This window comes from Aestuariivivens sediminis, assembly GCF_022662105.1.
GTDB classification, from domain to species: domain Bacteria; phylum Bacteroidota; class Bacteroidia; order Flavobacteriales; family Flavobacteriaceae; genus Aestuariivivens; species Aestuariivivens sediminis.
In genome coordinates this window covers 295,568-315,573 of the sequence record NZ_JAKMCP010000002.1, presented here as the reverse complement: position 1 = coordinate 315,573, position 20,006 = coordinate 295,568, and the positions used below count along the sequence as shown (strand labels likewise).

Here is a 20,006-nt window from a genome sequence, read left to right as displayed (position 1 = left end):
AGTATGAAGAAATTTCTATTATCGGGTGTTATAACCGTGTTTTTATCAAGCCTATGCTGGTACTTTTTTATAAAAGACTACAATTATAAGGTTACCTTTAAAACACATCAAGCACCGGGTATTGTTTACAGTTCCCTTGTGGGTTGGAATAACTGGGAACCAATGAATAAAAAAGCAGTTTCTACAATTTCTAAAGTTCCTTTTTCAGAATTGAACCAAGAACTCCATGTTTCAGATTCTATTGTTGATATTAAATGGTCAATCGAAAGAACATCGGATTCAATTACAAAGGTAACCGCCTTTTTAAGGGATGCTGAACATTGTCTTTATCAAAAAATTAAGGGACCATTTACCAAGACAGATTTTGAAAAACGAAGTGTTAAAACGGTAAAACATATTTGGGAAGGACTTAAAATGCATGAAGCAGAATATAAATTATCCGCAGTTTTAGAAGCCACCTTTCCAGAGACAACTTGTGCATACATTACCTTGAGTTGTAAAATGAATGAAAAAGCAAAACTTATGATGGCCCATACCATTGATGTTATGGATTATTTAAGAAACAATAATATTAAGTTAATTGGCGATCCTTTTTTACAAGTTACAGATTGGGAATTAAATGAAGATTTTATTACGTTCGATTTTTGTTTTCCAATTGCGAATCAAAATACTTACCCAGAATCTGTGCTCATTAAGGTTAAAACTATCGAAGAAAAAAAAGCCCTGAAAACAGTTTTCAATGGCAATTATAGAATATCGGATAGAGGCTGGTTTATGCTTCTCGATTATGCCAATAGAAATAATATTCAAATTGAGATTAACCCCATAGAAATTTTTTTAAACGATCCTCACAATGGAGGAAATGAGCTGGATTGGGCAGCTCATATATACATGCCAATTAAAACAGACTAATTATGAAACAATTAATTCCAACCCTATTAATCATTATTGTAATTATGAGTTGCGTCGATAAAAAAAAGACACGAAATAATTCCGTGGCGACCGTGAAAATGTCACAATCAGATAGTTTTAAAAAGTGGTGGAAAGAAGGTGTTCTCTATCAAATTTACCCACAGAGTTTTAACGATTCCAATGGTGATGGCTTTGGTGATTTTAGAGGGGTTATTGAGAAATTAGATTATTTGGAAAGTTTGGGTATTACTATGGTTTGGATGAATCCGTTTTTTGAATCACCATTGGTAGATAATGGTTATGATGTAAGCAATTATAAGGCGATTCATCCAAGATACGGCACTATGGAAGATTTTCAGGAAATGATGGATAGCATGCAGTCTCGTGGGATAAAATTTGTGCTCGATGTTGTAGTGAATCATAGTAGTAATGAACACGAATGGTTTAAACAGGCCTGTAGTTCCAGAGACAATAAATATTATGATTACTATCATTGGTGGCCAGCTGAAAAGGGAAAACCACCACATAGACATAGTTTATTCGATCCTGAAGGAGGATGGGATTATGTGGAAGCCAACAATTCGTACTACTTACACACTTTTGCAGAGGCGCAACCGGATTTAAACTGGGAAAATCCAAAAGTACGGCAGGAAGTTTACGACATTATGAAGTTTTGGGCAAAAAAGGGCGTAGACGGTTTTCGCATGGATGCGTTCCAGTTTGTAAGTAAGGATACCACTTTTCCACAATTTCCAGCGGGACATGAAAAGAACTTTGCGAAATGGTACGGCATGGGCCCGCATTTACACGACTACTTAAAAGAAATGTATAAAGAAGTGATTGAACCCTATGATGTTTTTGCAGTATCGGAAGGATCGGGAAGTACATTTCAAGATGCACATGATTTAGTCGATGCCGATCGGAATGAACTTCAAATGGCCTATCATTTCGATTATGTTACCCTGTCAAGAACTCCTGAGGGTTATACCCTTGCAGATTTTAAAGAGGTCTTTACCAAATGGGATAAGGAATTTGCCGAGGAGGGTTGGTTAGCCATATTTTTATCCAATCACGATAATTCAAGACTGGTTAATCGATTTGGTAATCCAAGCCCAGAATTTAGAAGAGTTTCTGCGCAAATGTTAAATACATTTTTAATGAGTATGAGAGGAACCACGTATACCTACTATGGTGATGAACTGGGAATGACCAATATTGATATGCCCACCATTGAAGAATATGTAGATGTATCTGCTTTGGGAGAATATGGAATGGCTAAGAAGCGCGGAGAAGACATGGAGGAATTTATGAGAACGCTCAATTACAATTCGCGTGAAAACGGGCGTACACCCATGCAATGGGACGATTCCAAAAATGCTGGTTTTACAACCGGTATACCCTGGAAAAGAGTAAACGATAATTATAAGGACATAAATGTTGCGGCCCAGGATAAAGACCTGAATAGTGTTTTAAATCATTTTAGAAAAATGGTAAAACTTAGAAAAGATCATGAGATTTTGGTTTATGGGGCCTATGAGTTATTGGATAAAACAAATAACGAAACCTACTGTTTTACACGATCATTTGAGGATAAGAAGGTATTGGTCTTATTGAATTTTACAGACCATGATTCTAACGTTTCATTACCAATAGTTAATACCATTGGAGACCTATTGATTAATAATTATAACGAGTTTATGGTTAATGGAGAAACGGTAATTTTAAAGCCTTATCAAGCTGTTATTTGTAATTTGAAAAAATAAGCCGTTGTGGGTATTATGAAAACTGTATTTGTGTCTATTATTATTTTCTTGATTATGTCTTGTAAATTCAATGATAAAGAGGATCGTTTTACAATACATTCTGATAAAATTATGGAAGATAAAGCGTTTCCCAAAAAAGCATGGTGGAAAGAAGCTGTTGTTTATCAAATTTATCCAAGGTCGTTTAAGGACTCTAACGGGGATGGAATAGGGGACATACAAGGGATAATTTCAAAGTTAGATTACTTAGATAGATTAGGCGTGGATGTCGTTTGGTTAAGTCCACACTTCGATTCTCCCAATGCAGATAATGGATATGATATAAGAGATTATCGTAAAGTTATGGAGGAATTTGGGACCATGGCGGATTTTGACCAGATGTTAGCAGGCCTAAAGCAAAGAGGGATTAAACTAATTATTGATCTTGTGGTAAACCATTCCAGCGATGAGCACGAATGGTTTAAACAAAGCATGTCTTCAAAAGATAATCCCTATCGAGATTATTATATCTGGAAATCAGGTAAAGATGGGAAAGAACCAAATAATTGGCCGTCTTTTTTTGGAGGTTCTGCATGGGAGCAAGCTGGTCCGGACGGTGAATACTACCTACATTATTTTGCGAAAAAACAGCCTGATTTAAATTGGGAAAATCCAAAATTAAGAGAGGAAGTTTATGATCTTATGCGGTTTTGGTTGGATAAGGGAGTGGATGGATTCCGTATGGATGTTATTGCATTAATATCTAAACAGCAAGGATTCAAAGATATGGATTCCATAGGGCTACAGCATCCGGAATTCACCTATGCCTATGGTCCAAGATTACATGAATTTTTAAAGGAAATGAATCAAAAAGTCCTTTCTAATTATGATGTCATGACAGTGGGAGAGGCCTTCGGTGGGACTCCAGAAATGACGATGGAACTGACCGATGAACGTAATGAAGAAATTGATCTGGCCTTTTGGTTTGATGTGGCCAGGATAGGACGGGACAATTGGTATCAAAATGACTGGTCCTTGACCGAATTTAAAAAATTAGTTAAGGAGCAATGTGATGTAAACTATTACAATTGGCCCACTATTTTTTTAACGAACCATGATAATCCAAGAACAGTAAGTAAATTTGGAGACGATTCTCCGGAATTTCGAGAGCCTTCTGCCAAGTTGCTTGCCATGCTCTTACTTACCCAAAGAGGTACACCATTTTTATATCAGGGAGATGAGATTGGGATGACCAATTTCCCATTTGCGTCGTTTGACCAGTTCGATGATGTAGAAATAAAAGGGAACTATGCTAAAGTGCTCGCCAGTGGGATTAGTCCGGAAACCTATTTGGAAGAATTGAATCAATCGGGAAGAGATCACGCGCGTACGCCTATGCAGTGGTCTGATGAGGATCAAGCCGGTTTTACGTCCGGGGATACGTCTTGGCTTGCAATTAATCCGAACTATACCAGGATAAATGTTAAGGATAATTTAGAAGATCCTAATTCTATTTTTCATTTTTATAGAAAACTCCTTGATATTCGTCAAGATAATGAGGGTTTAATTTATGGGGACTATCAGGACATAGCACCGGAGCATCCAAATATTTTTGCTTATACGAGAACTGGGGCCAAGGCTACTTATTTAGTAATACTCAATATGTCTAGTAGCCAAGATGCCCTCGAACTGAACAGCTCATATACAGATTATCAACTGGTTATTGCAAATCAGGCTGTTGAAAATAAGTTATTAAATAATACATCTTTAAAGTTAGGCCCATGGGAAGGACGACTTTATCAGAAAAACAATACATATCATGAAAACATTAAAAATTAATCTTAGTACTTTATTTATACTGTTACTTATTACCATAGGATGCAAAAAAGCCGAAACGAATTTTACGGTCCATTCCCCAAACACCAATATCCTGGTGGAATTCGCTTTATCTGAATCTGGTCAACCCTATTATACGGTTCATCATAAGGAGACCCTTGTAATCGATACATCGTTTATGAGTTTCGATTTTAAGGACTTACCTCCCTTAAAAAATAATTTAAAAGTCATCAATTTCACCATAGGGAGTACCGATGAAACCTGGACCATGCCTTGGGGTGAGCAATTGGAGGTACGAAATAATTTTAATGAATTAACAGTTAATTTGGAGGAACAATCAGAGGAAAAAAGGCTGTTAAGTATTCATTTTAAAGTGTATGATGATGGAATTGGATTTAGGTATGAATTCCCTGCTCAAGACCATTTGAAGGAAGTCTTGATTACTGATGAGAATACGCAGTTTAATTTAACAGGGGATCACACCGTTTGGTGGATTCCCGGAGATTGGGATATTTATGAACACGTTTACAATGAAACCAAGTTTTCTGAAATTGATGCGCTCTCCAAGCAAAATCATCCTAACCTGAGTGCAACTTATATTCCGGAAAATGCCGTTAACACCCCTGTAACCATGAAAACGGATGCCGGACTGTACTTAAGTTTTCATGAAGCAGACTTAACCAATTACGCTGGGATGACACTTAAGGTGGATCATGCCAATTTGGGAATGGTAAGTGAGTTGGTGGGATCCGAACGACTAGGAGGAAAAGCTAAACTAACCTTACCATTTAATACCCCATGGCGAACCATTCAAATAGGTGAAAAAGCCGGAGATTTAATCGAGTCAAAACTCATACTCAACCTGAATGACCCTAACCAGATCGGTGAGGTCGATTATTTCACCCCTATGAAATATGTCGGTATTTGGTGGGAAATGCATATTGGAAAATCTACCTGGGACATGGAAGGCAGTCAGGATATGAGCACTTGGATGGAGGGCAAAGAAGGCGGGTCACGACATGGAGCAACTACGGAAAATGCAAAAAAATACATTGACTTTGCAGCCCAAAATGGAATAAAAGGTCTACTTGTAGAAGGTTGGAATACCGGATGGGACAAGTGGATTGATAATGACAGGGAGGGGGTATTCGATTTTATGACGCCTTATGCCGATTATAATTTTGAAGAGGTAAGGGATTATGCTAAAGCCCATGGGGTCGAAATCATCATGCATCATGAGACATCAGCAGCCCCACTTACCTATGAGAAACAAATGGAAGAAGCCTATAATTTTATGAAAGCCAATGGAATTAATTCGGTGAAAACAGGATATGTCGGTAAAATAATTCCCAGAGGGGAATATCATCATGGTCAATGGATGGTGAATCACTACCATAAAGTTCTGGTGGAGACCGCCAAGAAGAAAATTGCCGTAAATGCCCATGAACCCATAAAAGCTACCGGAAAGCGTAGAACATTTCCAAATGCGATAGCAAGAGAGGGTTTAAGGGGCCAAGAATTTAATGCCTGGGCTACAGATGGGGGTAATCCACCAAGTCATTTGCCAACAGTTGCATTTACTAGAATGTTGGCCGGTCCTATCGATTTTACCCCAGGGGTATTTAATATTAAATTCAACGAATACAAAGCGAACAATCAGATAAATACCACTCTGGCACATCAATTGGCCTTATATGTGGTAATTTATAGCCCTATTCAAATGGCTTGTGATTTACCCGAACATTATATGCTTAATGGTAAAATACATCCGGCATTTCAGTTCATTACGGATGTAGGTGTAGATTGGCAACAAACGAGAGTGTTAGATGGCGAAGTAGGAGATTTTGTAATCATAGCCAGGCAAGAACGTGAAAGCGGAAATTGGTTTGTGGGTGGGATCACCGATGAGAATGAAAGAATACAAACCCTCACTTTTGAATTTCTTGATGATGGAAAGACCTATAATGCCACCATTTATAAAGACGGACCAAATGCACATTGGGATAAGAATCCCGAAGCATATGAGATTGAAAACCTTGAATTAACAAAAGCGTCTTCTCTGGATATACCATTAGCATCCGGAGGCGGGTTTGCCATAAGTATTATTCAGAAAAAGTAAACAACGAGTCCAATGAACATCTTAAACTAACTTAATAACGGTAGATATGAAACTAACCAAACCTGCACTTTCTTTCTGGCAAATCTTTAATATGAATGTGGGATTCCTGGGCATTCAATTCAGTTTCGGATTACAACAAACAGCCGTTAATCCGATTTTCTCCTTTCTTGGGGCCCATCATGATGAATTACCACTATTAAATCTTGCAGGTCCTGTTACGGGGTTAATCATACAACCCATAATCGGTGCCATCTCAGATAAAACCTGGTCGCCAAAGTGGGGTAGGCGGAAACCCTTTTTTTTAATAGGTGCCATAATAGGGAGTTTATGCCTATTTGCTTTTCCTTTTAGTCCATCACTATGGTTTGCAGTGGGATTATTATGGATTTTAGATGTTGGGAACAATATGGCTATGGAACCGTATCGCGCTTTTGTCGGGGATAAACTGCCTAACAAGCAATTGAGTTTTGGATATCAAATGCAAAGTCTATTTGTGGGCGCCGGTATTGTGTTAGCCAATGCTTCCATATTTCTTTTTCAGGACTGGTTTGGTGGTGCCGAAGCGGTTGTTGACAACGCTCAGCGTATTCCAAAATGGCTATATTATTCATTTTTCATTGGAGCCCTTCTATCGGTTTCTACCATACTTTGGTCGGTTTTAAAAACACCCGAGATACCGCCATCCGATGAAGAATATGAAGTCATACGGAAACACAATGCCATGCCTTTATTAGAACGTATCAAAACGCCCTTTAGGGAAATTGTAGATGCCATTAAAGACATGCCAAAACTAATGTGGAAACTGTCGGCTGTTTATTTATTTCAATGGTATGCCCTGTTTGTATATTGGCAATTTATAGCTCCTATGTTTAGAGAAAGTATGAATTTCGATGCTTCAGAAGCACTGAGTCAGGCGGCAAAAATGAATACCACTTATAACGTGTCCACAATTATTTTTGCTATGGCTTTGGTACCATTAGCCTTGAAATTTGGTGGTAAGAAAGTATATGTGTTTAGCTTATTTTTAACGGGAATAGCCATGCTTAGTATTCCACACATTCACGATCCTCTTTTAGTTATTTTTCCAATGATATTATTTGGTATTGGTTGGGCAGCCATGATGGGGATTCCATATTCTATGGTGTCCAAAGTAGTAACCCATGAAAGACGAGGTGTTTATATGGGAATATTAAATATGATGATAGTTATTCCAATGGGAATCCAAACATTAACTTTTGGACCAATAGTGAAAAATCTGTTACATGACAGTGCCGTTAATGCTATACTATTTGGAGGGGTGTTTTTCATTATAGCCGGTATTTTGGCATTACGCATTAAACAACCAAATTCTAATGATAATGATAGTGCCATTTTGGTTGGAGGTGGAGGACATTAATTAATTTGTATTCTTAAATGAAAAATACCGGTATAAAAATTTCAATATTCTTGAACTATTTCGTCTTCGCCATTTTGTTGAATAGTGTGGGGATTGTGATAGCAAAATCGATAAACGTTTATCATGTGAGTGAATCCCAGGCTTCAATATTGGAGGCTTTTAAAGATTTGCCTATTGCCGTAGTTTCCTTTATCGTAGCCTCCTTCCTGCCAAGATTCGGATATAAAAAGAGCATGCTCTGTGGTTTGGCTATAGTGTTTTTTGGGTGTTTATTAATGATTTATGGGAATTCTTTTCTTTATACTAAAATTTTGTTTTTGTCTATAGGAATAAGCTTTGCACTCATAAAGTTATCCGTATATTCTTTGATAGGGATTGTAACGAATTCAAAAAAAGAGCATTCTTCTCTGATGAGTTCAATCGAAGGCTTCTTTATGGTGGGAATTGCATTGGCCTATATCCTATTCCCTTTATTCTATTCTGAAAACACGGATTCCTGGCTGAATGTGTATTATCTATTGTGCGGCTTAATTGTGCTATCGTTTTTATTCCTTCTGTTTTCAAAAATTGAATATGAAGTAGAGGCTATAGGGACCAGCTTAAAGGAAGACCTTATTATTTCAGGTAAATTAATGATAGTCCCTTTGGTATTGGTTTTTATCATTTCTGCATTTCTGTTCGTGATGATCGAGCAGGGAATCATGACCTGGTTACCCAGGTTCAATGAAAAAATATTTTTGTTTTCAGAAAAGTTGAGCGTAAGGATGGCCGTTATTTTTGCGATGTCCTTGGCCTTGGGCAGGTTTGTGGCGGGGTACCTTACTAAAAAAATGTCCTGGGTTCTTTTGGTAATAATTTGTATTGTTATTTCCGGTGGAATCATATTATATGTGTTGCCCAAGTTAAAGGTCGATGTTGATAATTTAACACAGATTGAAAGTATTTTGGAGGTTCCTGTATTGGGCTTTGTATTGCCTTTAATAGGGCTATTCATTGCACCCATTTATCCGTTATTAAATTCGACGGTATTAAGTTCCTTGCCTAAAAACCTGCATTCACCTATGTCTGGGTTGATTATTATTTTTTCAGCTTTGGGAGGGACTTTGGGTTCGAGGATCGTTGGTGAATTATTCGAGCATGTTGGAGGGGCCAATGCCTTTTATTTTCTATTGATACCAATGCTGTTACTAATTGTTTTTGTCTTGATTATTGATAAAATGTCTAAGCGAAAAGCCTTAAGTATATCATGATTTTTAAGCTACACATAGAGACCACACTGCAAAAATTATTAGAGCAAGAAGACACCAATGGAGATAAAAAAATCTCAATCGAGGATAAGGGGCCTAAAACGTTCGATCTTTATAGTGAGACCCATGAGGCTTATGCGATTAAAGGAACCTACTATCTATCAAATTTGTTACAAGAACTGGCCATTGCAAAAAATGGGGGAAATGAATATGCGAATATTCCATTATCTAAGATTGAAGAACCACCGGTACATCGAATTTCTAGAATGATAAAGACCTATTATTGGAATGAATTGACACGATTTATGGATGAATCGGGCATTAAAAATTTGATACAGGATACAAAGAACGCCTCCCTTACCGCCAAAAATTTGCCCATCTACGTCCCTTTTGATGATGCTATGGCCTATAAATATTATAAGAATCTTGAAACAAAATACCCTATTGAAACGAAAAGGTTACCAAAAAACATAACACCCAATTACGTTAAATCCTTAAACAAAGCGCCTGGTATTTTATCATTAAAATTAAAATATCATCATGATCAAATTCAAGGCGTTCCGTTCGTTGTCCCTGGAGGACGATTCAACGAAATGTATGGATGGGATAGTTATTTTGAATCCATTGGATTGATATGCGATAACAAAGTTGATTTAGCGAAAGCAATGGCCGATAATTTTCAATATGAAATTGAGCATTATGGAAAGATCTTAAATGCGAATAGGTCGTACTATTTGACGAGGACCCAACCTCCATTTTATACAAGCCTAATTCGAGAGGTTTTCAATGTTACACAAGATATTGAGTGGCTAAAAAGTCACTTGGAGACGGCCATTAAGGAATATGAAACCGTTTGGATGACAGAAGGCAAGAGACTTACTTACAACGGTCTAAATAGATATTTAGCAGAAGGCATAGGTATTACTCCTGAGGCTGAGGAAGGGCACTATGATGCCATTTTAAAACCATTCGCAGATCAATTAAAGTGTACCATAGAAGAATATATTTATAAGTATCAAAACAACGAATTGGAGAACCCTTTCTTAGACACTTATTTTTTACATGATAGGACGGTAAGGGAGTCCGGTCACGACACCTCCTATAGAATTGAAGGATGTTGTGCGGATTTAAATCTTGTTGAACTCAATGTTTTATTATATAAATATGAGAGTGACTTTGCGGATCTTATTAATGATCTATTTGGGGGTGAGTTAAACTTAAATTCCAATACCTACACCGGCAACTTTTGGTCGAAAAAGGCAAAAAACCGCAAATCACTAATCAATCGGTATTGTTGGAATGAAGAGAAGGGGTTGTATGTTGACTACAACCATGTTACCAAAGAGCAATCTAAATTTATCTCGGCAACAACATTTACACCATTATGGTGTGGTATAGCGAGCAAAAGCCAAGCAAAAAGTCTTGTAGAAAGGGCATTGCCGCTTCTCAAGGAAAAAGGAGGGGTCGCAGGAAGTACCAAGGACAGTAGAGGGGAGATTAATGAGTCCAGACCACACAGACAATGGGATTATCCAAACGGTTGGGCTCCACATCAAATGATGATTTGGAAAGGATTGCTGAATTATGACTATAACCATGAGGCTCAAGAACTAATATACCGATGGTTGTATATGATAACCAGGAACGCCGTAGATTATAATGGAACCATACCGGAGAAATACGATGTTGTAGAAGCCACATTGAAGGTATACTCCGAATATGGAAATGTAGGAACAGATTTCGAATATGTTCCTAAAGGAGGTTTTGGTTGGATGAATGCTTCATTTCAATATGGGATTTCATTGCTCAAGAAAAGCTATTTGAACAATTTAAATGATCTGGTCGATCCAGAATTAATATTCTAATTTACTTATGGGGTCTTTAAAACTTATACTATCCCAACCTCGTTATTTCTCTGTAGCGTGGGTGTTTTGTTCCCTGAATATTATGATTGGAACATGGGTGTTATATATCCCCCATGTAAAACAAAAATTAAACTTAAATGACACTCAAATTGGTTTTGCCTTGTTTTGTATGGCATTAGGGATTTTAGTGTTTCTGCCTATGGTCCCGCTCATTACCAGGAAAATTGGTTTGGGGAAATATACGGTTATAGGCATCGTGCTTTTTGCAATGGCATTTATAGGCCCGTTATTGGCTATCAATTATACGTTCTTGTGCATAACCTTATTTATTGTTGGGATGTTTTCAGGGTCAACAGATGTCGCTATGAATGCATTAGTGTCACATATTGAAAAGGAGGATGATAACAATTTCATGTCCTCAGCTCATGGATTTTTTAGCCTTGGAGGTACCATTGGGGCCGTATTGGGCACATTTATAATGGTGTTTTTTTCCAAACCCGTGTACCATATGATCCTTATGGCCTGTTTGGTCATTGCTGTAAATATCTGGTTGTCAAAGTATTATTATAAAATTTCCGAATTTAGAACGACTTCGAAATTAAATAAAAGCACGGGGATAAAAATTTTAAAACCATTATTACTTATTGCCTTTTTAGCCTTTGTAATTATGAGTAGTGAGGGAGCGATAGAGCATTGGAGTGCCTTATACTTGCTTGAAGTCGTTCAAATTTCAAAAGAAAATTTAGCTGGTTTAGGGTTTGTACTGTTTTCAGCAACAATGACCATAGGAAGATTTTTTGGTGATGGAATAAGTGAGAAAATAGGATCCATAAAAACTATTTTATTGGGTTGTCTTTTAGCCTGTATAGGGTATCTTTTTATCCTATACAAGGGATTGATCGTATCTGTAATTGGTTTTGGAATTATTGGCGTTGGGTTATCGGTAATTATACCGGAACTGTTTAGAATTGCCGGAAAAACAAAAGATGTTTCTCCTTCAGCTGGGATTTCATTTGTATCGGGTATAGGATTTATCGGGTTTTTATTGGGACCGATTGTTTTAGGGTTCATTTCAGACGCCTTTAGTCTTGAGGTAAGTTTTTTAACCTTATTGGGGCTAACTTTATTTGCCCTATTTGCGTCATTTCTGAAACTTAGATTTGATAAGTTGAATATAATTTAGAAAGTGTTTAATTACTAAAGGAGAAAAATAGATAATTATGAAAAATTTTGGTTTTTTATTACTGGCCATGTTTCTTTTAATGGGTTGCAAAAATCAATCAGAAACCAAGATTATTGGTGAAGAAATCCAAAACGTAGCGGAATCATCATTTCCCAAAAAACTGCATGGATCGACCATTTATGAGGTAAATATTAGACAATTTACACCCGAAGGGACCTTTAATGCCTTCTCAGAACATTTGCCTAGACTTAAAGAATTAGGAGTTGATGTTTTGTGGTTAATGCCAATTCATCCAATTAGTGAAATCAATAGAAAGGGGACTCTGGGCAGTTATTATGCCCCTAAGGATTATACTGCGGTTAATCCTGAATTTGGAACCATTGAAGACTTTAAAACACTACTTAAAAAAACACACGACATGGGTTTTTATTTGATTCTTGATTGGGTACCAAATCATACAGGTCGCGATCATAACTGGGTAAATGAACATCCAGAATTTTATATTCGAGATGACAACGGAAATATTACATATGAGGCAATGAGTCCGACAGATGTTTGGTGGGATACAGCACTACTGGACCATAGTAACACGGAGACACGACATGCCATGATTGATGCCATGCGTTTTTGGGTAGAATTGGGAATCGATGGATTTAGACTTGACCATGGATGTGGGGATAAAATACCGCTCTATCTATGGGAAGAAGCAAGAGCAAAGTTAGATCCCATTAAAGATTTATTTTGGTTGGCCGAATGTGGTCATGAAACGTTTATACTAGATGGGAGTTATGCCGATGAATTAGAAACTATTATGCGGGAAGTAGCGGCAGGTGATGAACATGCGAATGCGCTGTCTGATTGGGTTGATAAGGATATGTTTACATATGGGAGAACCGCACTCCGCATGACATACACCTCTAATCATGACTTGAATTCCTGGAATGGAACTGTATTTGAAAGACTTGGAGAAGGTCATCAGGCATTTGCAGCATTTGTTTTTACCTCTTACGGTTTCCCTCTTATACTGGGAGGACAGGAAGTTGGAATGGACAAAAGACTTGAATTTTTTGAAAAGGATAGTATTGCCTGGGATGATCCAAAAAATTTACAACCGTTTTATAAAGCGCTGGTAAATCTTAAAAAAGAGAATCCTGCCATATGGGCCGGTGATACGGGAGGATTTCCTATTTCGATAGAGGATAATCCAGATGTTATTGGTTTTATTAGGGGAGTTACAGGAAATAAAGTTATAGGAATATTTAATCTGTCTTCAGAAAATCAATTTCTTAAGATTACCAATTCAGATGCTCATGGCATGTATACGGATTATTTTTCCAATAAAACATACCAGATAAACAATGAAATTTTAGAATTGAAACCCTGGGAATATCTGGTTTTTGTGAAATGATAAATAGCTCGAAATCGATTTCGGATATTTAAAAAATGGTTTTTAATAAAAAAAAGGAAAAAGAAGAGATTGGAATTGTAAATTAGCTTAAGATCACATTGATTTCCTTAAAAAATTAATTTGTTATTATAAATACTATTGACATAATAAGTGTTGGAGAAGTTTTAATAGACTTTATTGGACATCAACAAGGTGTTCAAATAAACAATACACGGGATTATCACAGATATTTGGGAGGTTCACCGGCAAATGTTGCCATGAACATGGCCAGATTAGGATTGAAGCCAGTATTAGTGGCTACCGTGGGAGACGATGGATTTGGAGAATATGTCTTTCATCGGCTGTCCCAGGTTGGTGTCAATACGGATTATATTAAAAAAATTATCGATAAGCCAACGAGTGTGATCTTTGTGTCTCGAACTGATGGAACTCCCGATTTTATACCGTTTCGTAAAGCAGATTGTTGTATTTATGAAGATCAGATAACGACAGAATTACTTAAGAAAACCAAAATTTTTCATACCACTTGTTTTGCCTTAAGTAAGGAACCGGCCCAATCCACTATATTAAAAAAAGCTAAAGAGGCTTTTGAGTTGGGCTGTAAATTAAGCTTGGACGTAAACTATGCTAAAAAGCTATGGAAAAGCCAGGAAGATGCTGTAGATATAGTAAAAGCCTATTGCCAGTATGATCCTTTGATTAAAATTAGTGAGGACGATATGCTTCGTTTTTTTGAGAAAAAACTACCCCATGAGGATATTTTTGATTTTTTTCATGGAAATGGGGTTGAAACCATATGCCTGACACTAGGAAGCAGTGGCGTTAAATTGTCACAGAAAGGAAAGGAAATTATTCAATTGCCGGCCATAAAAATTGAAAACGTCATGGATGCAACAGGAGCTGGAGATGCGTTTTGGTCTGGATTTTTATATGCCTACATAAAAGAAAAACCAATTGAAGATTGCCTGGAAGTTGCCTTAAAACTTGCCGCGTTGAAGCTCCAAAATGTTGGAAGACTTCCAGATAATATCGATGTCTTATCCGAACTATTATAGAAATTTCATAACATAATCATGGATCAGGTTACAAGTAGGATTTCAAATGGTGTTATGCTTAATGCATATCCCGATAGTATTGGAGAAAAATTGGAAGATACTATAACCATGCTTGAAATGGCCGAATTTAAAGATGTATTTTCCTTTTTCTATATCTTACCGACCTTTTTTAATAGTGATTTAGACAGAGGATTTTCAATAATTGATTATAATATCAATGAAGATTTGGTTTCTATCGAGAATTTGGAAGCGCTCAATGCACTGGATATTAAATTAAAATTCGATATTGTATTAAATCATTTATCTGTAGCCTCTCCTCAGTTTCAAGATTTATTAAAACTAGGGGAGCAGTCCAAGTATAAGCACTTCTTTATTAATTGGAATACCTTTTGGGAAGGTTATGGTGAATATGATGAAAATGGAATAATCATCCCCAAAGCCGAGTACCTCAATAAATTATTCATGAGAAAATCGGGACTGCCCATATTGAAAGTTCCGTTTCCTGATGGTACAGAGCAGCCTTATTGGAATACCTTCTATCAAGAAATAAAATACCATAAAATTACTATCAATGATTTAGACAAAGTTGAGGGATTAACTTTAGATAAGGCCGAATTGATTTGCGATATAATTAATTCGGCAATTGATAGTGGCAGAGATTTGAATTCAGTCCAATTGAATGACCTCGAATCTTATAAAAACGAAGTCCTGTCCATAGTGCATGAGCATCGAAGCTATTTGGGCCAAATGGACGTGAATGCAAAGTCCCCAATGGTTTGGGCGTTTTATGAAGAGACCCTCGCAAAATTAAAAGGTTTTGGGTGTAAGATACTCCGTCTTGATGCCTTTGCATATCTCCATAAAGAAATTGGTCAATCTAATTTTTTTAATAAACCGGGAACCTGGGAGTATTTGGAACGCATTAGAAAAATAGCCCATGACAATGATTTAATTGTATTGCCGGAAATCCATGCCGAATATGGACTTCATCTGCATGATGAGGTTGCGGATAAGGGTTACCGAATATATGACTTTTTTTTGCCGGGGTTAATGATTCATACCCTGGAAACGGCTTCTAATAAATCCCTTTTAAATTGGGTTAAAGAACTGGTAACCAAGGCATATAAAACGGTTAATATGCTGGGCTGCCATGATGGTATCCCGGTTTTAGATCTTAAAGGAAAAGAAGTAAATGGCCATTATAATAAGGGGTTGTTAAGTGAAGAAGAGATAGAACATGTAATGAAGGTTATTTTGGAGCGCGGTGGACGCGTTAAAAATCTCTATAGCGCATCAGGAAAAAAATTATCTTATTATCAAGTAAATGCCACGTTTTTTAGTGCTTTGGGAGAAGATGACAAAAAATTATTATTGGCCAGAGCCATCCAATTATTCATTCCAGGGATCCCCCAAATTTGGTATTTGGATTTATTTGCGGGAAAGAATGATTATGAAGCGGCAGATAAAGCGGGGAGTGGTGGCCATAAGGAAATAAATAGATCCAATCTCACCTTAGACGAAATAAAGCAAGGTATTAAGAAGGATATTGTACAGAATCAGCTTAAAATCATGAGACTAAGAAATACCTCCAAAGCCTTCAATGGATCGATTTCAATTGGACATACCCCAGAAGATGAATTGGATTTAACATGGATCTTTAATGAGGAATGTGCACAGTTAAAAGCGAACTTAAACAACTTCAGCTTTACCATAAATTACAAGGAGTCGGGATTAATGAAAACGATGTCCTTTTAAAACTGCTCCTCATTTTTAATCATGTTTGGTATTATTTGAGTTTGTTATACCTTTATACCATGATAAACGTAGTATGCTTTGGAGAAGTTTTATTTGATGTATTTCCATCACATAAAAAAATTGGAGGAGCCCCTTTAAATGTTGCAAACCGATTTAAATCTTTGGGTAATCATGTGACCATGATTAGTGCTATTGGAAAAGATAATCTGGGAACGCAGATTTTGGATTACTTAAAAGGACAGGGCATAAATACGGGGTGTATTCAGGTAAACGACCGCCTTAAAACAGGTGAAGTGCAAGTAATCCTTAATGATAAAGGGTCTGCCTCTTACGACATTAGCTACCCACGTGCTTGGGATAAAATTCAACTAACATCATTGGCCCAAAAAGAAGTCCAAAGCGCAGATGCTTTTGTGTTTGGAAGTTTAGTTGCAAGAGGTGATACGTCTCGACAAACACTTTATGATCTGTTGGAGATGGCAAAGTTTAAAATTTTCGACCTGAACTTAAGACCGCCACATTATTCACCAGAGGTCTTATTATATCTCATGGACCAGGCAGATTTTATAAAGTTTAATGATGATGAACTATATGAAGTAAGTCATTATTTGGGCTCAAAATACAATTCACTGGAACAAAACATAAGGTACCTGGCCGACAAAACGAATACCAATCAAATATGTGTTACCCTTGGGCCTCACGGTGCCGTTTTATGGTATAATGGCACCATGTATTATAACTGCGGGTACCTGGTTAAGGTTAAGGATACCGTTGGAGCTGGTGATTCATTTCTTGGAGCATTAAATAGTGCGCTTTTAAATGGGGTAAAGCCCCAAGAAGCGCTTGATTTTTCTTGTGCTGTGGGGGCCCTGGTCGCCCAATCTGAAGGCGCAAATCCTAAAATTTCACGAAACGAAGTAGAATCTTTTATGAACCCCTACTAATCATTTAAAAATTTTACAGAAACACATCAATTCCGTTGCAGATATGGTCCTTTTTGTAGAGGGTTATTATGATAAGATGCTAGTTTTTTAAACTAAATACCTATTACTAAGGACCAGTTTAATCCAGTTTCAAAAAATCAATTTTTTAAAAGAATAGCACTTACAAGATTTGGATTCTTATCTTTGTTAGTTCCATAATATTAATTAATTCTTAATATGAGCGAAGAAAGTAAAAGAAGGGAAGCCCTTATATATCATGCCAAGCCTACGCCTGGAAAAATTAAAGTAGTTCCTACAAAAAAATATGCGAGCCAAAGGGACTTATCTCTTGCTTATTCGCCGGGTGTTGCAGAACCGTGTCTGGAAATAGAGAAAGACAAAGACAAGGTCTATAAGTATACCGCCAAAGGCAATTTAGTTGCTGTTATTTCAAATGGAACGGCGGTATTAGGCTTAGGAAACATAGGTCCAGAAGCTTCAAAACCAGTGATGGAGGGCAAGGGATTATTATTTAAAATATTTGCCGATATCGATGTTTTTGATATTGAAGTTTCTACCGAAAATATTGATGAATTTATTCAAACTGTTAAAAATATAGCACCAACTTTTGGTGGGATTAACCTGGAGGACATTAAGGCTCCTGAAGCTTTTGAAATAGAGAGACGCCTTAAGGAGGAGCTCGATATTCCGGTCATGCATGACGACCAACACGGGACAGCCATCATTTCAGCTGCGGCCTTGTTGAATGCCGTAGAGCTTGCAAATAAAAAATTGGAAAAAGTAAAAATTGTTATTAGTGGTGCTGGGGCAGCTGCCATCTCCTGTTCCAGGCTGTACCAATCCTGTGGAGCGAAACGGGAAAACATGGTAATGCTAGATAGCAAGGGAGTTATTAGAGATGACAGGGAGAACCTTTCAAGTGAAAAGGCGGAATTTGCGACCCAAAGAAAAATTGACACCCTGGAAGAGGCCATGAAAGGCGCCGATGTGTTTATTGGGCTTTCTATGGCAAACATAGTATCCCCCGAAATGCTGCTTTCAATGGCAAAAAACCCCATTGTTTTTGCCATGGCAAATCCCGATCCGGAAATAAAGTACAAGACGGCTATCGAGACACGAAAGGACATTATTATGGCCACTGGTCGTAGTGACCACCCTAACCAGGTAAACAATGTTCTGGGGTTTCCTTTTATTTTTAGGGGAGCTCTGGATGTCAGGGCGACAAAGATTAATGAAGCTATGAAAATGGCTGCTGTAAAAGCTTTGGCAAAATTAGCAAAAGAACCTGTTCCTGAACAAGTTAACATAGCCTATGGTGAAACCCGACTCACTTTTGGTCGTGATTATATTATACCGAAACCCTTTGATCCCAGATTAATTGCCGAGGTACCTCCAGCTGTCGCGAAAGCAGCTATAGAAAGTGGTGTGGCTAAAAAAACCATTACCGACTGGGAAAAATATAAAGATGCTTTGCTCGAGCGTTTAGGATCTGATAATAAGTTAGTGAGGCTACTGTTAAACAGAGCAAAATTGGCACCCAAAAGAGTGGTCTTTGCAGAAGCAGATCAGTTAAATGTTCTTAAAGCGGCACAAATAGTATATGAAGATGGTATAGCCCGCCCCATTTTGCTTGGGCGTAAGGAAACTATTGAAGCTTTAATGAAAGAAATTGAGTTTGATGCTAATGATGTTCCTATTATTGATCCCAAGACGGAAGAAGAAAACCCCAGAAAAGATAGGTATGCCAAGGTGTATTGGGAACAACGAAAACGGAGAGGGGTGACCTATTATTCGGCTCAAAGGTTAATGAGGGAACGGAATTATTTTGCGGCCATGATGGTAAATGCAGGGGATGCAGATGCCTTAATTTCAGGATATTCACGAAGCTATCCATCGGTAGTAAAACCAATGATGGAGCTTATTGGAAGGGCTCATGGAGCAACCAGGATTGCCACCACGAATGTTATGATGACTAAAAGAGGACCATTGTTTTTGAGTGATACCTCAATAAATATTGACCCTACAGCAAAGGATTTAACCAAAATTGCCCTAATGACTTCACAGGTCATTAAAATGTTTGGGATGAATCCTGTGATGGCCATGATTTCCTATGCCAATTTTGGATCATCAGATCATGAAAAAGCCACAAAAGTAAGAGATGCTGTATCCTATTTACATCGCCATTATCCCGATTTGGATGTCGATGGCGAACTGCAAACGGATTTTGCCTTAAATGACCAAATGCTACGAGAAAAATTCCCATTTTCAAAATTGGTCGGTAAAAAGGTCAATGCCCTGATATTTCCCAGTTTAGATTCAGCCAATATAACCTATAAATTATTAAAGGAATTAAATGAAGCGGATTCCATTGGCCCTATCATGATGGGAATGCGAAAACCGGTACATATCCTTCAACTTGGAGCAAGCGTAGATGAAATTGTAAATATGACGGCCATAGCTGTTATTGATGCTCAGTATAAAGAAAAGTGGGAACAAGAAAACCAACAGACAAAATAGTTTTAATGTTAATAATTTTATTACATT

The 20,006-nt window shown here is 37.3% G+C and carries 13 protein-coding genes; all 13 read left to right on the top strand.

Features of this window, described 5'->3' with window-relative positions; genetic code table 11:
* Positions 1–3: 3 nt before the first annotated feature.
* The 13 genes from MR054_RS05765 (at position 4) to MR054_RS05705 (ending at position 19,979) form a co-directional block, all read left to right on the top strand.
* The gene (locus tag MR054_RS05765) at positions 4–912 is read left to right on the top strand and encodes a GyrI-like domain-containing protein (RefSeq protein WP_242156927.1); all 909 of its coding nucleotides are present in this window, start codon (positions 4–6) and stop codon (positions 910–912) included.
* 2 nt (positions 913–914) lie between these two features.
* Positions 915–2,675: a glycoside hydrolase family 13 protein gene (locus MR054_RS05760; RefSeq protein ID WP_242156926.1), complete on the top strand. Its 1,761-nt coding sequence runs from the start codon at positions 915–917 to the stop codon at positions 2,673–2,675.
* Positions 2,676–2,690: 15 nt separating this feature from the next.
* Complete coding sequence (locus tag MR054_RS05755; RefSeq protein WP_242156925.1) at positions 2,691–4,493, top strand: glycoside hydrolase family 13 protein; 1,803 nt, start codon at positions 2,691–2,693, stop codon at positions 4,491–4,493.
* On the top strand, positions 4,474–6,609 hold the full coding sequence (locus tag MR054_RS05750; protein ID WP_242156924.1) for a glycoside hydrolase family 97 protein: 2,136 nt from the start codon (positions 4,474–4,476) through the stop codon (positions 6,607–6,609). Before MR054_RS05755 ends, MR054_RS05750 begins: the two co-directional genes overlap by 20 nt.
* A gap of 46 nt (positions 6,610–6,655) precedes the next feature.
* The gene (locus MR054_RS05745) at positions 6,656–8,005 is read left to right on the top strand and encodes an MFS transporter (protein ID WP_242156923.1); all 1,350 of its coding nucleotides are present in this window, start codon (positions 6,656–6,658) and stop codon (positions 8,003–8,005) included.
* Positions 8,006–8,022: 17 nt separating this feature from the next.
* Positions 8,023–9,255: an MFS transporter gene (locus tag MR054_RS05740; RefSeq protein WP_242082811.1), complete on the top strand. Its 1,233-nt coding sequence runs from the start codon at positions 8,023–8,025 to the stop codon at positions 9,253–9,255.
* On the top strand, positions 9,252–11,117 hold the full coding sequence (locus tag MR054_RS05735) for an alpha,alpha-trehalase (RefSeq protein WP_242156921.1): 1,866 nt from the start codon (positions 9,252–9,254) through the stop codon (positions 11,115–11,117). The genes MR054_RS05740 and MR054_RS05735 overlap by 4 nt, the downstream gene beginning before the upstream one ends.
* Before the next feature lie 7 nt (positions 11,118–11,124).
* Positions 11,125–12,300 carry an MFS transporter gene (locus MR054_RS05730; RefSeq protein ID WP_242156919.1) on the top strand — a complete coding sequence of 392 codons (1,176 nt, stop codon included), beginning with the start codon at positions 11,125–11,127 and terminating at the stop codon, positions 12,298–12,300.
* Positions 12,301–12,337: 37 nt separating this feature from the next.
* Positions 12,338–13,708 carry an alpha-amylase family glycosyl hydrolase gene (locus MR054_RS05725; protein WP_242156918.1) on the top strand — a complete coding sequence of 457 codons (1,371 nt, stop codon included), beginning with the start codon at positions 12,338–12,340 and terminating at the stop codon, positions 13,706–13,708.
* A 128-nt stretch (positions 13,709–13,836) separates the two neighbouring features.
* On the top strand, positions 13,837–14,763 hold the full coding sequence (locus MR054_RS05720; RefSeq protein ID WP_242157381.1) for a carbohydrate kinase family protein: 927 nt from the start codon (positions 13,837–13,839) through the stop codon (positions 14,761–14,763).
* Between the two features lie 18 nt (positions 14,764–14,781).
* Positions 14,782–16,518, top strand: coding sequence for an alpha-amylase family protein (locus MR054_RS05715; protein ID WP_242156915.1), 1,737 nt, complete (start codon positions 14,782–14,784; stop codon positions 16,516–16,518).
* A 59-nt stretch (positions 16,519–16,577) separates the two neighbouring features.
* Complete coding sequence (locus MR054_RS05710; protein ID WP_242156913.1) at positions 16,578–17,462, top strand: carbohydrate kinase family protein; 885 nt, start codon at positions 16,578–16,580, stop codon at positions 17,460–17,462.
* Between the two features lie 216 nt (positions 17,463–17,678).
* Complete coding sequence (locus MR054_RS05705) at positions 17,679–19,979, top strand: NADP-dependent malic enzyme (RefSeq protein ID WP_242156911.1); 2,301 nt, start codon at positions 17,679–17,681, stop codon at positions 19,977–19,979.
* Positions 19,980–20,006: the final 27 nt, after the last annotated feature.

What these genes read in the sequence shown, in the direction of transcription:
- MR054_RS05765 (WP_242156927.1), top strand. Translation starts at nt 4, where the DNA reads ATGAAGAAATTTCTATTATCGGGTGTTATAACCGTGTTTTTATCAAGC.
- MR054_RS05760 (WP_242156926.1), top strand. Translation starts at nt 915, where the DNA reads ATGAAACAATTAATTCCAACCCTATTAATCATTATTGTAATTATGAGT.
- MR054_RS05755 (WP_242156925.1), top strand. Translation starts at nt 2,691, where the DNA reads ATGAAAACTGTATTTGTGTCTATTATTATTTTCTTGATTATGTCTTGT.
- MR054_RS05750 (WP_242156924.1), top strand. Translation starts at nt 4,474, where the DNA reads ATGAAAACATTAAAAATTAATCTTAGTACTTTATTTATACTGTTACTT.
- MR054_RS05745 (WP_242156923.1), top strand. Translation starts at nt 6,656, where the DNA reads ATGAAACTAACCAAACCTGCACTTTCTTTCTGGCAAATCTTTAATATG.
- MR054_RS05740 (WP_242082811.1), top strand. Translation starts at nt 8,023, where the DNA reads ATGAAAAATACCGGTATAAAAATTTCAATATTCTTGAACTATTTCGTC.
- MR054_RS05735 (WP_242156921.1), top strand. Translation starts at nt 9,252, where the DNA reads ATGATTTTTAAGCTACACATAGAGACCACACTGCAAAAATTATTAGAG.
- MR054_RS05730 (WP_242156919.1), top strand. Translation starts at nt 11,125, where the DNA reads ATGGGGTCTTTAAAACTTATACTATCCCAACCTCGTTATTTCTCTGTA.
- MR054_RS05725 (WP_242156918.1), top strand. Translation starts at nt 12,338, where the DNA reads ATGAAAAATTTTGGTTTTTTATTACTGGCCATGTTTCTTTTAATGGGT.
- MR054_RS05715 (WP_242156915.1), top strand. Translation starts at nt 14,782, where the DNA reads ATGGATCAGGTTACAAGTAGGATTTCAAATGGTGTTATGCTTAATGCA.
- MR054_RS05710 (WP_242156913.1), top strand. Translation starts at nt 16,578, where the DNA reads ATGATAAACGTAGTATGCTTTGGAGAAGTTTTATTTGATGTATTTCCA.
- MR054_RS05705 (WP_242156911.1), top strand. Translation starts at nt 17,679, where the DNA reads ATGAGCGAAGAAAGTAAAAGAAGGGAAGCCCTTATATATCATGCCAAG.